This is a genomic window from Microbacterium sp. AISO3 (assembly GCF_002204305.1).
Lineage (GTDB): Bacteria > Actinomycetota > Actinomycetes > Actinomycetales > Microbacteriaceae > Microbacterium > Microbacterium arborescens.
Window position 1 is genome coordinate 483,479 of sequence record NZ_NHRF01000001.1, and the last position, 15,566, is coordinate 499,044.

General features: G+C 70.3%; 14 protein-coding genes. 8 read left to right on the plus strand and 6 right to left on the minus strand.

What is annotated here, in order from left to right; all coding sequences use genetic code 11:
- The first annotated feature begins 119 nt into the window (after positions 1-119).
- The 7 genes from CBF90_RS02265 to CBF90_RS02290 are packed head-to-tail and all read left to right on the plus strand — an operon-like array spanning position 120 to position 7,827.
- The gene (locus CBF90_RS02265; protein WP_172407773.1) at positions 120-1,790 is read left to right on the plus strand and encodes an ABC transporter substrate-binding protein; all 1,671 of its coding nucleotides are present in this window, start codon (positions 120-122) and stop codon (positions 1,788-1,790) included.
- 42 nt (positions 1,791-1,832) lie between these two features.
- Complete coding sequence (locus tag CBF90_RS02270; RefSeq protein WP_064955819.1) at positions 1,833-2,822, plus strand: ABC transporter permease; 990 nt, start codon at positions 1,833-1,835, stop codon at positions 2,820-2,822.
- Positions 2,823-2,825: 3 nt separating this feature from the next.
- Positions 2,826-3,734 (plus strand): ABC transporter permease, encoded by a 909-nt coding sequence (locus tag CBF90_RS18370; RefSeq protein ID WP_023953574.1) that lies wholly within the window; start codon positions 2,826-2,828, stop codon positions 3,732-3,734.
- Positions 3,731-4,582 carry an ABC transporter ATP-binding protein gene (locus tag CBF90_RS18375; protein ID WP_023953575.1) on the plus strand — a complete coding sequence of 284 codons (852 nt, stop codon included), beginning with the start codon at positions 3,731-3,733 and terminating at the stop codon, positions 4,580-4,582. Before CBF90_RS18370 ends, CBF90_RS18375 begins: the two co-directional genes overlap by 4 nt.
- Positions 4,579-5,367 carry an ABC transporter ATP-binding protein gene (locus tag CBF90_RS02280; protein ID WP_088379803.1) on the plus strand — a complete coding sequence of 263 codons (789 nt, stop codon included), beginning with the start codon at positions 4,579-4,581 and terminating at the stop codon, positions 5,365-5,367. The genes CBF90_RS18375 and CBF90_RS02280 overlap by 4 nt, the downstream gene beginning before the upstream one ends.
- Positions 5,368-5,405: 38 nt before the next feature.
- Entirely contained in the window at positions 5,406-6,656 is a 1,251-nt protein-coding gene (locus tag CBF90_RS02285) for a hypothetical protein (protein ID WP_141097125.1), read from the plus strand.
- Positions 6,640-7,827, plus strand: a complete 1,188-nt coding sequence (locus tag CBF90_RS02290; protein ID WP_023953578.1) for an ROK family transcriptional regulator — start codon at positions 6,640-6,642, stop codon at positions 7,825-7,827. The genes CBF90_RS02285 and CBF90_RS02290 overlap by 17 nt, the downstream gene beginning before the upstream one ends.
- Here the strand turns inward: CBF90_RS02290 and eda are convergent.
- From eda to CBF90_RS02320, 6 genes are read right to left on the minus strand one after another with little or no spacing between them, the layout of a single operon-like run.
- On the minus strand, positions 7,818-8,444 hold the full coding sequence (eda, locus tag CBF90_RS02295) for a bifunctional 4-hydroxy-2-oxoglutarate aldolase/2-dehydro-3-deoxy-phosphogluconate aldolase (RefSeq protein ID WP_023953579.1): 627 nt from the start codon (positions 8,442-8,444) through the stop codon (positions 7,818-7,820). The genes CBF90_RS02290 and eda overlap by 10 nt on opposite strands.
- Positions 8,444-9,169 carry an SDR family oxidoreductase gene (locus CBF90_RS02300; RefSeq protein WP_023953580.1) on the minus strand — a complete coding sequence of 242 codons (726 nt, stop codon included), beginning with the start codon at positions 9,167-9,169 and terminating at the stop codon, positions 8,444-8,446. Before CBF90_RS02300 ends, eda begins: the two co-directional genes overlap by 1 nt.
- A complete protein-coding gene (locus tag CBF90_RS02305) occupies positions 9,166-10,677 on the minus strand; it encodes an FGGY-family carbohydrate kinase (RefSeq protein ID WP_088379805.1) in 1,512 nt (503 codons plus the stop codon). The genes CBF90_RS02300 and CBF90_RS02305 overlap by 4 nt, the downstream gene beginning before the upstream one ends.
- Before the next feature lie 2 nt (positions 10,678-10,679).
- The gene (locus CBF90_RS02310; protein WP_197690555.1) at positions 10,680-11,651 is read right to left on the minus strand and encodes a shikimate dehydrogenase; all 972 of its coding nucleotides are present in this window, start codon (positions 11,649-11,651) and stop codon (positions 10,680-10,682) included.
- Complete coding sequence (deoC, locus tag CBF90_RS02315) at positions 11,648-12,367, minus strand: deoxyribose-phosphate aldolase (protein ID WP_083990555.1); 720 nt, start codon at positions 12,365-12,367, stop codon at positions 11,648-11,650. The genes CBF90_RS02310 and deoC overlap by 4 nt, the downstream gene beginning before the upstream one ends.
- Complete coding sequence (locus tag CBF90_RS02320; RefSeq protein WP_023953584.1) at positions 12,360-12,965, minus strand: glucose-6-phosphate isomerase family protein; 606 nt, start codon at positions 12,963-12,965, stop codon at positions 12,360-12,362. Before CBF90_RS02320 ends, deoC begins: the two co-directional genes overlap by 8 nt.
- A gap of 133 nt (positions 12,966-13,098) precedes the next feature.
- Between CBF90_RS02320 and CBF90_RS02325 the strand changes: the two genes are divergently transcribed.
- Positions 13,099-15,561, plus strand: a complete 2,463-nt coding sequence (locus tag CBF90_RS02325) for a glycoside hydrolase family 2 protein (protein ID WP_088379807.1) — start codon at positions 13,099-13,101, stop codon at positions 15,559-15,561.
- Positions 15,562-15,566: the final 5 nt, after the last annotated feature.

The following is a 15,566-nucleotide window of genomic DNA, read 5'->3' on the forward strand; positions in this document are numbered from 1 at the left end:
CCGATTGTCCGACATTCTTTGTAGTCGGGCTACCGATCCGAGCTAATTTCAGGTACTTTACTTTTCGCCGGACCACCCGGCCCCGAGCCCGCACATCGACGTGTCGGAAAGGAACGACGATGATCCTCCGTACCCCCTGGTCCCGTGCCGCGACGCCCCTCGCCGCGGGAGCCGTCGCGCTGCTGCTCGTCAGCGGCTGCGCTCCGCAGAGCGGCGACGACCGCGGCATCTCGATCTCGACCGGCGCGATCGGCGACATCACGAAGAACTTCAACCCGTTCTCGCCGAACGTGCTCCAGCCGACGCTCGGGGCCATCTACGAGCCGCTGTTCTTCTACAACAACCTCGCCGTGGGTGAGCCGAAGCCGATGCTCGGCACCGAGTATTCGTGGAACGACGAGGCGACCGAGCTGACGATCCAGGTGCGCGGCGGGGTGACCTGGTCGGATGGGGAGGCCCTGACCGCGGAGGACGTCGCGTTCACCTTCGACCTCATCGCCGACACCCCCGAGATCAACACCATCGGATACACCGGCTCGGCCGAGGCGGTCGACGACGACACCGTCGTCGTCACATTCGACGAGCCGTCGCTGCCGATCGGCCCGGAGCTCATCGGCCGCACGGCGATCGTGCCCGAACACCTCTGGTCGACGTTCGACGACGTCGCCAACTTCGTCAACGAGGAACCCGTCGGCACCGGTCCCTTCACGCTCTCGACCTTCACGCCCCAGAGCTACGTCCTGCAGAAGAACACCTCGTACTGGCAGGAGGGCAAGCCCGCGCTCGAGACCCTGCGCTACGTCTCCTTCGCGAGCGGCGACGCGGCCACCACCGCGATGGTCAACGGCCAGCTCGACTGGAACACCGGCCTGGTGCCCGACTTTGCCGACGAGGTCGAGTCGCACCCGACGCTCAACCAGATCAACACGCCCATCAACCAGACCGCGTGGATCGCGTGCGCCGATGCCTCGCTGGGATGTTCCGGGCCTCAGACGGATCCCGCCGTCCGACTCGCCATCAGCCTCGGTCTCGACCGCCAGGAGATCATCGACATCGCCTTCGAGGGCCTCGGCGGCGCGGTCTCGCCGGCCATGCTGCTGCCCGAGCGCGACGCCGAGTACATCGCGCCGGACCTCGGCGACACGACCTCCCCGTCCGCCGACCCCGCAGCCGCCGCGGCCGTGCTCCAGGAGGCCGGATGGGCTCCGGGCGCCGACGGCATCTACGAGAAGGACGGCGAGCGACTGAGCGTCACCGTGCAGGTCCCGCAGGAGTGGACCTCCTACGTCACGGCCGTCGAGGTCGCCTCGCAGCAGCTCGCCGACATCGGCATCGATCTGAAGCCCGAGGCACTCCCGGGCGCACAGTGGAACGAGAACCGCTTCTCGGGCAAGTTCTCGTTCACGATGGACGGCGTCTACCAGGGGCCGTCAGCCGATCCGTACTACATCTACGCGAACTACTACACGACCGCTGCCACGGCGCCGGTGGGCGAGCAGGCTCCCACGAGCTACTCGCGCTACACCGACCCCGAGGTCGACGCCCTCGTGGACCAGGCGCGCGTCGAGGTCGACCCGGAGCGACGCCGGGAACTGTACTTCGAGATCCAGCGGATCATCGCGGCGTCGATGCCCTACATCCCCGTGCTCGTCGTGCCGACGGTCACCTACTACAACACCGACGACGCGACCGGCTGGCCGACCGAGGACGACTTGTACGCGTTCCCCGCCGCCTGGTCGATCTGGAACCTGGGCGTCGTGGCGGCGAACCTTCAGCCGGTCGGGGAGTGAGCCGGTGGGGATGAGGCGCCGGGTCGCGCGGGAGGCGCGGAGATGAAGTACTACGGAAAGAAGCTCGCGTTCTACGGCATCGCGCTGTGGGCCGCCGTGACCCTGAACTTCTTCATCCCGCGCCTGCTGCCGGGCAACCCGGTCGACATCATGCTCGCCAAGCTCGCGCAGAAGGGTCCGGTCAGCCCGGCGGCTCGGCAGAGCCTCGAGCTGCTGCTGGGAACCGGCACCGACGTGCCGGTCTGGGAGGCCTACCTCGGGTACCTCCGCAACGTGCTGACGTTCGACTTCGGGCCCTCGATCACCTACTACCCGACGCCGGTCGTCGACGTCATCTCGCAAGCGCTGCCGTGGACGATCGTGCTCGTGGGGGTGTCGACCGTGCTCTCGTTCGTGCTCGGCATCACCCTCGGCACGATCGCCGGGTGGCGCCGCGGCGGCTGGCTCGACAACCTCATCCCCATCACGACGATGCTGCAGGCGGTGCCGTACTTCTGGATGGCCATCATTCTGGTGTACCTGCTGGCGGTGATCTGGCCGATCTTCCCCGCCTTCGGCGGGTACGACATCTACAGCACGGTGCCGGGCTGGTCGGCCGACTTCGTCGGCAGCGCCGTGTACTACGCCTTCCTGCCGGCCCTCACGATCGTCATCAGCTCGGTCGGCGGCTGGATGCTGGGCATGCGCAACATGATGGTCGCGACGCTGTCGGAGGACTACATCACCACGGCTGAGGCGAAGGGCCTCTCGCCGGTGCGGGTGCGGCAGCGGTACGCCGCGCGGAACGCGATCCTCCCCTCCGTCGCCGGCTTCGCCCTGTCGCTCGGTTTCGTCGTCTCGGGCTCGCTCGTCACCGAGCAGGTCTTCTCGTATCCGGGCATCGGATACGCCCTGCTGCAGTCGGTGAACAACAACGACTACGCGCTCATGCAGGGTCTGTTCCTCGTGATCACGCTGGCCGTGCTCGCCGCCAACCTCATCGTCGATCTCTTCTACGGAGTCATCGACCCCCGTACCCGGATCCGGAGGTAACGGATGTCGTCGCAATCGGTCACCGCCACCCTCGCGCAGCTGTCGCCGCGCCGCCGTCGTCGTCGCCCCGTCAGCACGAAGCTGGTGGTCGGACTGTCGATCACGGGCGCCATCGTGCTGTTCGGCCTCGTCGCCCCGCTCTTCGTCGGCGACCCGTTCCGCATCCGCCCGATCGGGATCACCCCGCCGAGCGCCGAGTTCTGGCTCGGCACGACGCAGAAGGGGCAGGACATCTTCGCGCAGCTCGCCGTGTCGACGACGAACTCGCTGCTCATCGGTGTGGTCGTCGGCGTGCTCAGCCTCGTGCTCTCGGCGTTCTTCGGCATCGTCGGCGCCTACCTGGGACGCTGGTTCGACGAGGGCTTCTCGCTCATCACGAACATCGCCCTGGTCATCCCGGGGCTGCCGCTCATCATCGTCGTGTCGAGCTACGTCGAGAGCCGCGGTCTCGGGGTCGTCGCCCTGATCCTGGCGCTCACGAGCTGGGCCGGCGGCGCGCGCGTGCTGCGCGCGGTCACCTTGAGCCTGCGCAACCGCGACTACGTCGCCGCTGCACGCGTCGCCGGCGAACGCACGTTCCGCATCATCACGGTCGAGATCCTGCCGAACCTGCTGCCCATCCTCGCGTCGTCCTTCATCTTCGGCGTCGTGTCGGCGATCCTCGCCGAGGCGGGGCTGTCGTACCTCGGCCTCGGTGTGACGGGCGACTACACGTGGGGGCGCATGCTCTACGACGCGCAGATGAACTCGGCACTGCGGGCCGGGGCATGGTGGTGGTTCGTGCCGCCGGGCCTGCTCATCGCGACGCTCGGTGCCGCGCTGTCGCTCGTCAACTTCGCCCTCGACGAGATCGTGAACCCCAAGCTGCGTCTGCCCGTCGCGGCGCGCCCCCGTCGGAAGGCCCTCTCGTGAACGACATCGTGCTGAGCATCGAGGACCTGCGCATCGACTACGCCTCGGACCCCGTCGTCCACGCCGTCGCGGGAGTGAGCTTCGAGTTGCGGCGCGGCGAGATCCTCGGCATCGCGGGCGAGTCGGGATGCGGCAAGACCACCCTCGCCTACGGCATCACGCAGCTGTTGAAGCCGCCGGCCGAGGTCGTCGGCGGGGCGGTCCGCTTCCTGGGCGGTGACCAGCCGGTGCGCGTCGACGAGCTCGAGGGCGCGGCACTGCGGGCGTTCCGCTGGGATCGCATCTCGATGGTGTTCCAGGGTGCGATGAATGCGCTCAACCCGGTGCTGCGCGTGCGCGCGCAGCTCGAGGACGTGCTGACGACGCACCGCCCGACGATGACGAAGCAGGAGCGCCGCGACCGCTGCGAGCACCTCATGCGCGTCGTGGGAGTGCCGGCCGAGCGGCTCGACGCGTACGCGCACGAGCTGTCGGGCGGGATGCGCCAGCGCGTCATGATCGCGATGGCGCTGCTGCTCGACCCGCCGGTGATGATCATGGATGAGCCGACGACCGCCCTCGACGTCGTCGTGCAGCGCGAGATCATCGCCGAGATCACCCGGCTGCGCGACGAACTGGGCTTCGCCGTCATCTTCATCACGCACGACCTGCCGCTGCTGCTCGAGATCAGCGACCGGATCGCGGTCATGCGGCGCGGCGAGATCGTCGAGCTCGCCTCGACGCGAGACATCTATCACCGGCCGCGAGACCCGTACACGCGTGAGCTGCTCGCCGCGTTCCCGAGCCTCACGGGCGAACGACTGGGGTATGCCGGCGCGGCGACCTCGACGACGGAGGAGGGCGCATGAGCGCGATCGAGGCCATCGGCCTGCGCAAGACCTACGGCACGGGGCGCGGCGCCGTCGAGGCGGTGAAAGGCGTCGACCTCTCGATCGACTACGGGCAGACCGTCGCTCTGGTGGGTGAGAGCGGCAGCGGCAAGTCGACGATCGCCAAGATGCTCCTGCTGCTCGAGCAGCCCAGCGGCGGCGAGATCCTGCTCGACGGCGAGAAGCCGCCGACGCGCGGCCGCGCAGCACGCGAGTACCGCACCGCGGTGCAGATGGTGTTCCAGGATCCGTTCGCCTCGCTCAACCCGTTCCATTCGATCTATCACCACATCGCCCGTCCCCTCGTGATGTCGGGGCGTGCGCGGGGACGGGCCCAGGTGCAGCGGGCCGCCGCCGAGCTGCTCGAACGCGTGCAGCTCGATCCCGACGAGTACCTGCATCGGCGCCCGCACGAGCTGTCGGGCGGGCAGCGACAGCGGGTCGCCATCGCGCGCGCTCTCGCGCCGTCCCCGCGGGTGCTGATCGCCGACGAGCCGGTGTCAATGCTCGACGTCTCCATCCGGCTCGGCGTGCTCCGCCTGCTCGCCGACATCCAGCGCCAGGACGATCTCGCGGTGCTGTACATCACGCACGACCTCGCGACCGCGCGGCACTTCTCCGACGAGATCCTCGTGATGTATCACGGCGAGATCGTCGAGCGCGGGCCGGCCGATGACGTCATCCTGCATCCGCAGCACCCGTATACGCAGCGGCTCGCGGATGCGGCGCCCGACCCGCACCGCCGCTTCGCGGAGACCTCATGACCGGCGAGGCGCGTCGCCCACAGCGGGCGCACACATGGGTGACTCCGAAGATCTTCGCCGACCTCGCCGATCCGCAGCCCGGAGTCGCGGCGTTCTTCGATCACTACGCCGATTGGTTCGACCGCGTCGACGAGGTCGTCGTCACCTTCTGCGCCGGTAACGGCGATCATGTGCTCGCATACCCGGGCACCGGGCACGGGGCGACGAGATTCGACTGGGGCCGCTACAACTCCTACGTCGGCACCGCCGTCTCGACGCGAGACCACAACGGCCACTGGCTGCGCGTCGCGCGGGAGGACCGGGTCATCGCGGGGAATCCGTACCACGCCGGTCCGGCGTTCGTGCTGAGCGAGCAGCCCATGGACTACGCGACGCTCGCCGCGATCTACCGATCATTCCGCGACGAGGCGCGGCGGCGCGGCATCCCGCTCGTGCTGCTCGAGTACCTCGAGCCGGGCTCGGAGTTCTGCGCGTGCGTGTGGAAGACCGAGCGGCACCCCGAGGCGGCGTCCGGATGGGTGGATGCCGGCGGCAACATCGCCCCGGGTCTCCTCGATGTCGCCGCGGTGCTCGACGCCGACACCGAGGTGTACGCGGCGTATCCGAGCGGCATCCCGGCGGGCGAGCCGGTCGAGCGGTTCGCCGCACGCCAGATCGCGGCGTTCGTCGCCGACTTCGGGCTCGACGGCATCACGCTCGGGAATCAGTTCGGCCTCATCGGAATCTGGCATCCCGAGCACGCTGTGCAGTCGACTCCCGAACGGCGCGCGTCGGTCATGCGGTTCTTCACGCGGCTGCGCGAGCTGCTCGACGCTGGTGCGGGTGCGGGCACCGGTGCGGGTGCAGGTGCCGGCGCGCGGATCTACTGGCAGGACTCGTTCTGGCCCGTCGAGGTGGAGCAGGACGTCTGGGGCATGACCGACGAGGCGTATGCGGCGCTGAGCGGCATCGTCGTGTCGAACTTCGCCGTCCTCGCGCGCGAAGACAATATCGCCGAATCGGCTCGCAGCAAGATCGCGCTGCGCGATCGCCTCGGGGGCGAGCTCGAGATCATCTACTCGCTCGACTTCGTCGACCCCTGGTACTGGTATCGGGTCTACCTCGACTCGCCGCACTTCTGGCATCGCCAGCGGGCCGTCTACGGCGAGCTGAGTGGGATGCTGGACGGCGTCATGTTCTTCGCCAACGACACGTTCGGGCACTTCGTGATGCCCGACCCGCTCGGTACGACCCTCGCCCTGCTGCCGCGACGGGCCGCCGACAGGCACGCCGATGCGTCCCGGCCCTGAGCCGGATGCCGCGCCCGCGCGGCGCCCCACCCGCGCGGTCGTGCTCGAGCTCATCCGGGTGGCGGGCCCGATCAGCCGCACCGAGCTCGCGGAGGCGACCGCGCTGACACCCGCGACCATGACCACCGTCGTCCGCGACCTCATCGCCGACGGTCTCGTCGTCGAGACCGGCGTCGGGGAGCCGACCGGCGGCAAACGGCGGACGCTCCTCGAGGCGCGGCCCGACTCGCGCTACGCGATCGGCATCGTGCTGGGGTTCGCCGCGACCTCGTACGTCGTGGTCAACGTGTGGGGCGAGCTCGTCGCCGAGCGCTCCGGGCCGGGGGCCGACCGTCTCGAGCCGGCCGAGGTCGTCCGGCGCATCGCGGACGAGGTCGACTCGATCATCGCCGAGGCGGGCATCGAGCGCGAGATCGTCGCGGGTGTGGGCATGGTCGTGCCGGGGCCGATCGACATCCTGAGTGGAGCCGCCGTGCAGCTGCCGTCATCGCTGCCCTGGTCGGACTTCAGCATTCGCGACGCGCTCGCCGAGGCTCTCGCCCTGCCGGTCGTCATGGAGAACGACGCGACCGCCGCTGCCGCGGGGGAGTACTGGTCGCGCGCGACGAACGGCCAAGGGACGTTCGCCACGATCCACATGGGCATCGGTATCGGGGCCGGCATCATGATCGCGGGCGAGCTGCTTCGCGGCATCAGCGGTAACGCGGGGGAGATCGGTCACGTGTCGATCGACCTCGACGGACCGCGCTGCCACTGCGGCAACCGCGGCTGTCTCGAGCTGTTCGCCGCACCGCCCGCGGCGGAGGAACGCTACTTCGCCGTGTCGGGCGAGCGTCGCGATTGGATCGACATCGCGGCGCGCGCGGGCGGGGGCGACGACCCCCACGCCGTCGACACGGTTGCGCAGTCGGCGGATGCGCTTGCCGTCGCGGTGACGAGCCTCGTGAACCTCCTGGACCTCGACCTCGTCGTGCTCACAGGGGCCGGGTTCGCGGGCGCCGGGCCCGTGTTCGCCGAACGGATCGGCTCGGTCCTGGACGACACCTTCTTCGCGCGCCGTTCTCACCCCGTGCGGGTCGTGGCCTCGGCCGACCCGAGCCGCTCAGCCGCCCTCGGCGGTGCCGCGATCGTGCTGCGCGAGGCGCTGGCGGGTCCGCGGGCTCAGGTCTGAGCGGCGCGCGAGAGGCGCTCGACGGCATCCCAATCGCCGGCGCGGAGCGCGTCGGCCGGCACCATCCACGAGCCGCTGACGGCGAACACGGCGGGGTCGGCGAGGTACTCCGCGGCGTTGGCGGCCGAGACCCCGCCCGACGGCAGGAACCGCACGTCGGGGAACGGGCCGGCGAACGCCCGGACCGCGGCGAGGCCGCCGACGAGTCCCGCGGGGAAGAGCTTCAGATAGCGGAGGCCGCGGCGCAGCGCCGCCTGGATGTCGCTGGCCGTGGCGACGCCGGGCACGATCGGCAGGCCGCGCTCGGTGCAGCGGTCGACGACGTCCGCGTCGAAGCCCGGCGAGACGGCGAATGCGGCTCCCGCCTCGACGACCGCGTCGACCTGGTCGGGGTCGACGACGGTGCCGGCGCCCACGAGGATGTCGCCACGATCGCGCAGCGCGCGGATGGCGTCGATGCCCGCTGCGGTCCGCAGCGTGATCTCAGCGCACCGGATGCCGCCGGCCACGAGCGCGTCGGCGAGAGGGTGCGCGTCATCCGCATCGTGCAGCACCACGACCGGCACGATCGGTTCGCCGCGCAGCGGTCCGGCGTCGGGGATGCCCCCACGCTTCATCAGGCGTCCTGCGACGTCGGGGCGACCACGATCTCGCGGAAGCTGATGTGCTGGGGCAGCTGGTAGGCGGTCAGGATCGCCTGCGCGATGTCGCCGGGACGCAGGCCGCCGCCGATGCTGCTCTTGTAGTCGAGGTAGCCGTCGAGGACGGCGCCCTCGCCGGTGTTGCCGAGCAGGCCGGTGTCGACCATCCCCGGGGCGACGAGCAGCACCCGCACGCCGTGAGCGGCGTTCTCGCGGCGAAGCCCCTCGGTCATGGCGTGGACGGCGTACTTCGTGCCGTTGTAGACGGTGTGGTCGGTGTACAGCTGCTTGCCCGCGATCGAGCCGATGTTGACGATCGTGCCGCGGCGGCGCGCCTGCATCCCGGGCAGCACGAGCTGGCTGTTCTTCATGAGCGCGACGCAGTTGACGTCGAACTGCTCCTGGACGAGCGCGGGATCCTGCTCGGCCACCGCCGACAGGGCCATGAGCCCCGCGTTGTTGACGAGCAGGTCGGCGGGGCCGAAGCGCTCCTCGGCGCGGGCGAGCGCGTCGGCCACGGCCGCGGTGTCGGTGACGTCGACGGCGGCGAGCTCGGCGTTCTCGAGGCCGAGCTCGACCATGGGCTCGAGGCGACGGGCGATGAGCAGCAGGGGGTGGCCTGCGGCGGCGAAGGCCCGCGCGGTGGCGGCGCCGATGCCGGAGCTCGCGCCGGTGATGACGACGAGGGGAAGGTCGGTCATGAGAGGTTCTCCTGTGTCGGGGTGAGGGAGGCGAGCGCCGAGACGGCCGCGTCGAATCGATCTCGGGCGCCGGCGTACGACTCGGGTGAGGTCGGCACGATCTCGTCGAGGCCCGTGTGCGCGGCATCCGTTCGCCCGTAGTCGTCCCAGATGCCGAGTCCGACGAGTGCGATGGCGGCCGCGCCGAGCGTCGCGGCCTGCTGGTCCACGGCCGAGCGCTGCAGGGGAGATCGCAGGATGTCGGCATAGATGCCGTTCCACAGAGGAGAACGACTGCCGCCGCCGGTGACGAGCAGCGCCTCGTGCGAGCCGCTGAGCTCGCGCATGAGCGTCAGGCTGCGGTCGAGCGAGAACGCGATGCCTTCGAGGCAGGCGCGCACGAGGTCGGCGGGATCGGCGCCCAGGTGGAGACCCGTGAAGCCGCCCCGGACACCGCTGCCGCCCTCGAGCGGAGTGCCGCCGGCGAGGGTGGGGACGAAGCTCACGCCGCGGGCCCCGGGGACGCTGCCGGCCGCGAGATCGATGAACGCCGCGGTGTCGGTGCCCGGCGCGAGGGTCGCGTGCAGCCACTCGAGGCTCGTGCCGCTGCTGAAGGTCGACAGGGCGCTGACGAACATGCCGGGGATCGCGTGCGCGAAGACGTAGGGACGCGCGTGCTCATCGATGACCGGTCGCGCCGAGGTGACGGTGATCCAGCTCGACGACCCCAGCGCGGCGTAGATGCGCCCTTCGGCGGTGCCGCGCGAGCCGAGTGCCATGGCCGCGTTGTCGACGGCGCCGGCGAACACGGGGATGCCGGTCGGCAGGTCGAGCGCTGTGGCGGCCGCCCGGGTGAGCGAGCCCACCCGATCCGACGACGGCGCGATGCGCGGAAGAACGTCGCGATGGAGGTCGGCTGCGGCGAGCAGTTCGTCGTCGTAGTCGCCCGTCGCGAGGTCGTAGGCTCCGCTGCCCGACGCCATCGAGGGGTCGGTCGCGAGCTGGCCGGTCAGGCGCAGGTTGATCCAGTCCTTCGATCCGACGAGGTGCCGCGTGCGCGCCCAGGAGCCGGGGTCTTCCGCGCGGAACGCGGCGGCCTTCGTCAGCGGGTACAGCGCGGCCCCGAACCCGTTGCCGGTGCGCCGGTACCACTCGGCCTCGGACAGGCCGCCGAAGACGGCATCCGGGCGCCCGCGGGTGTCGGACCAGATCGGGGTCGTGGGAGCGACGAGCTCGCCGTCGTCGTCGATCTGGACGGCGCCGAGACTCTGACCCGACAGGGCGATGCCGGCGATGCGCTCGCGTGCTCCGGGGGAGTGTTCCAGCAGCTGCCGGGTCGACGCGGCGACGGCATCCCACCAGTCGGCCGGTCTCTGCTCGTTGCGTCCGGGCGCGGGATGGCTCGTCGGGTAGGGCACGACGGTCTCGGCGAGCATCGTCGCCGCGGGCGTCCACAACGAGGCCTTGCAGCCCCCGGTGCCGAGGTCGTAGGCCAGGACGAGGTCTGGCGCCGCGCCGAGGTCGGTCATCGTCAGCGCGTCGAGCCGGCGAGCTCGCCGAGCCGGTCGAACGACGCTCCCGAGGTGGGGATGTCGACGTCGAACACCTCGGCGATCACCTGCGTCCAGCCGTGCACGAAGTAGATCCATCCGTCTTCGACCTGTAGTGCGCGGGACTGCTCCTGCGCACGTGCCTGGTCGAGGAACACGAGGTCGCCGCGGTAGTTGAGGTCCCACGCGACGCCGTGCTCGGGGAAGACACCGGCGGCGGTGATCGGCGAGCCGGGCGCGTCCTTGCCGAGACCGGTCGCGTTGACCACGAGCGAGCGCGGCGCGAGACCGGCGAGCACGCGATCGTTGTCTTCGGGCGTCGGAGTCAGGACGTACTCGAAGACGGTGTCGGTATCGAGCTCGGCATGGATCGCGCGGATGTGGTCGAGGCGCTGCGCCGACCGGTTGGTGACGATGATGCGCCGGGGGCGGTCGGCGCCCGACTCACGACGCGAGAGGTACCAGCTGATGGCGATCGTCGAGCCACCGGCACCCATGCAGAGGGCGTCGGCACCCGAGCCGTCCCAGTACCCGCGGGGCAGGAACGCGTCGAGGGCGAGGCCGCTCGAGATCGGGTCCTTCGCGTGGCAGATGAGCCGCCCGCCGCGCTTGGAGATGCAGCTCGTCTCGCCCATGAGGCGCGCGAACGGGTCGATCTCGTCGAACATGTCGGCGCAGGCGGCGTAGAGGTCGATCTTGTGGGTGGTGACGAGGGCGCCGAGGCTCAACGGGTCGTTCGCGATGAACTCGACGACCCGGCGGTAGTCCTCACGCGGTGCATGGAGGGGCAGGTCGATGCCCTGCAGCACGGCGCCGTCGAGCCCGAGCTCGTCGGCCCAGCGTGGGAACACCTGCTGGATCGACGATCGGCCGGTCGTCACGCCGATGAAGTAGAGCGTCGGGGTCTGCGCCGGCCGCAGCTCGGCCGCGTTCATGGTCTGGATGATGCTCATGCGTCGTCTCCCCGTTCGCCTGCCGCCGCCGCGACCGCCGCGACGGCCGAGTCGGCGTTCATGCCGAACCGGGTGACCCCCAGGGCCGCCATGGTCCGGATCGTCTCGATGTCGCGGATGCCGCCGGCGGCCTTCATGGCGGCGCGGCCGTCGACCTGGTCGGCGATGATCCGGATGTGATCGATCGTCGTGGGGCGGCCCGACCACCCGGTGCCCGTCTTGATCCACGGGATTCCGGCCGCGACGGCGGCATCCACGCCACGGCGGATCGCGGCCTCGTCGAGGTGCCCGACCTCGAGGATCGCGCGCAGCGGCACCCGTCCGCCGACCACGTCCGCGACCGCGGCGAGCTCGTCGGTCACGTAGTCGGTCTCGCCCGAGCGCAGGCGGCCGATCGCCACGACGACGTCGAGCTCCTGCGCGCCGAGATCGAGCAGCTCGCGCGCCTCGGCGACCTTCGTCGCGGTGGTCGCACCGCCGCTGGGGAAGCCGACGGGCGATCCGGCGAGGACGCGAGACCCGGTGAGCAGCTCGCGGATGATGGGGAGCCACCCCGGAAGGACATGCGCGCTGACGAAGCCTCCCGCGACGGCGCGCCGCGCGAGCTCCTCGACGTCGGCGCGCGCGTGCTGCGCCTGGACGCAGCTGATGTCGATATGCGCGGCGAGGTCGGCCAGGACGCTCTCGGCGCCGGGTGCGATGGTGGTGTCAGGCACGGTAGCCTCCGTGGTCCGGATTGGGGCGGGTGGTCCAGCCGCCGGTGTCGTCGGCGACCACGAGCTGGCTCATCCCGCCCGCGCGTTCGATGATGCCGTAGTCCTGCCCCGCCTCGGTCGCGTACGCGAACAGTGTCACGAGCAGCTCGTCGCCGACGTTGACGCTGCGGTGCACCCATCCGCCCGGCACGTGGACGGCGACGCCGGGTGCGATCGGCAGGGCCCGAGACTCTCCGTCGACGCTGTCGAGGAGCATGACGCCCGACCCCGAGATGCCGAAGTACAGCTCCGCGAATTCGGCCTGTGCGTGCAGGTGGCCGCGCGTCATCGCCCATTCGTCGCCGACTCGGCCGGGGCGCAGCACGCTGAGCCCGATCGTGAGGGCTCCGCGGCCGGTGTCGGGTGTGCTGCTGTCGACCCAGTACACGGGAGTCCCGTCATCGGCCGCGACGGCGGTCTCGAAGGCTTCGGCATCGCGGTAGAGGCCGCGCAGGTCGGCGAGGTGCTTCTCGTACCGTTCGGTGGGACCCGCGAGAGCTCCGGCGAGGGCCTCGACGGTGAGGGCGGCGGGTTCAGCCGGTCGTGCAGCGGCGCACATGCTCACATCCATTCATCACGACCCGGGTCTCGGATCGGTAGTGATACTACGTGAATAGGCGTGCGAGGTGCAACGAACGCGCGTAAGCGCGGCGGGAGGCGCGGTATTCCGGTAGTTGTGCTACTTCTAGAGGGTGACTTTCCATGCCCTGCATTCCGGCTGGCACCTCACGCACGTCGCTGGAGACGTGCCGGAGACCTTCGCCGAGACCACTCGTTCGAGCATCCCTGCGACGGTGCCCGGAGTCGTGCACACCGATCTGCTGGCCGCCGGCCTGATCCCCGACCCCTACATCGACGACAACGAGTCGGCGCTCGCCTGGATCGGTCACTCCGACTGGGCGTACGAGACGACCTTCGCCTGGTCGGACGACGGCGAGGCGATCCACGACCTCGTCGCGCACGGGCTCGACACCGTCGCTCGCGTGAGTCTGAACGGTCGAGAGCTGGGCCGAACCGTCAATCAGCACCGCACCTACCGGTGGCGGCTCGGCGCGCTGCTCCGCGAGGGCGACAACGTCCTGCGCGTCGAGTTCTCGTCGCCCATCGCCTACGCCCGTGAGCGGGAGGCGGTCCTGGGTGAGCGTCCGCACTCATACGTCCATCCCTTCAACACGATCCGCAAGTCGGCGTGCAACTTCGGGTGGGACTGGGGTCCCGCCGTGGTGACGGCCGGCATCTGGCGTGACATCGGCATCGAGGGCTGGAGCGACGTCCGCATCGCCGCCCTTCGTCCCGTCATCGGCGTCGATGACGACCCGCGGCGGGTCGACGTGCACGTCGAGCTCGAGTGGCAGGCGCTCGACGCGGATGCCGCCGGCACGGGGGCCCGAGAGATCGTGGCCGAGGTCGCGGGCGCGCGTGCCGCCGCATCGGTCGCGCACGGTGACGCTCGCGCGACCCTGTCGTTGCGCGCCGCGGACGCGGAGCTCTGGTGGCCCCGCGGGTACGGCGACCAGCCGCTCTACGACCTGCGGCTCGCGGTCGGCGAGGTCGAGGCCGGTCGTCGCATCGGCTTCCGCTCGGTGAGGCTCGACGTCGAGGCGGACGAGGACGGCAGCCCCTTCGCGCTCGCCGTCAACGGTCGTCCCGTGTACATCAAGGGCGCGAACTGGATTCCCGAGGACACCTTCTTTCCGCGCGTGACGCGCGAGCGTCTCGCCGAGCGATTCGACGACGCCGTCGACGCGAACATGAACCTGCTGCGCGTCTGGGGCGGCGGGATCTACGAGTCGGAGGACTTCTACGACCTCGCCGACGAGCGCGGCATCCTGGTCTGGCAGGACTTCCTGCTCGCGTGCGCCGCCTACAGCGAGGACGCCGAGCTGTGGGACGAGTTCGCCGCAGAGGCGCGCGACAACGTCGCCCGCCTGACCGGTCGCGCGAGTCTCGTGATCTGGAACGGCGGGAACGAGAACATCTGGGGTTGGGTCGACTGGAAGTGGCGGCCCCGGCTGCGCGGCGCGACGTGGGGCGACGGCTACTACCAGCGGCTCTTCCCCGAGATCGTGGCCGAGCTCGCGCCCACGACGCCCTACTCGCCCGGAAGCCCGTACGGCTTCAGCTCGTACGTGCACCCCAACGACCCCGCGCACGGCACGACGCACATCTGGGACGTCTGGAATCAGGTCGACTACGACGTCTACCGCACGTACCGCCCGCGGTTCGTATCCGAGTTCGGCTTCCAAGGTCCGCCCGCATGGTCGACGCTGTTCTCCGTCGTCCACGATGAGCCGGCCGACCCGTACGGCCCGCTCATGCTCGTGCACCAGAAGGCGCAGGACGGCAACGGCAAGCTCGAGCGGGGCCTCGGCGCCCATATCGCCGCGCCGCGCTCGATCGAGGACTGGCACTGGGCGACTCAGCTCAATCAGGCGCGCGCTGTGCGCTTCGGGATCGAGCACTTCCGGTCTCTGCATCCCCTCAACCAGGGTGCGATCGTCTGGCAGCTCAACGACTGCTGGCCGGTCATCTCGTGGGCCGCCGTCGATGGGCACGGTCATCGCAAGCCGCTGTGGCACGCGCTGCGCGCCGTGTACGCCGACCGCTTCGTCACCATCCAGCCACGCGAGCGGGGCCTGGCCGTCGTCCTGCACAACGACACGGATGCGGTGTGGGATGCCTCGCTGTCGCTGCGGCGTATCGGGTTCGAGGGTGCGGTCTCGGCCGACGAGCCGGTCACGGTGAGCATCGCACCCCGCCAGGCGGTGACGGTGCCGGTGCCCGACACAGTCGCCACGGCGTCGGATCCGGCCCGCGAGCTGATCGCCGCCGAGCTGTCGACCGAGGAGCGCGCACTCTGGTACTTCGCCGAGGACCCCATGCTCGCGCTCGAGCCCGATGGGTTCGAGGCCTCCGCGGTCGCGACCGATGCGGGCTACGAGGTGCGCATGACGGCTCGATCGCTCGTGAAGGACCTCGTGCTGCAGGTCGACCGCATCGACGCGACGGCGCGAGTGGATCGCGGCCTCGTGACGCTGCTTCCCGGAGAGAGCGAGACGTTCACCATCACGGCCCCTGCCGGGATCGATCCGCACGTCTTCACGGCGCCCGGCATCATCCGCTCGGCCGGCGATCTGAACCCCGTCCGCGTCTGACGGAA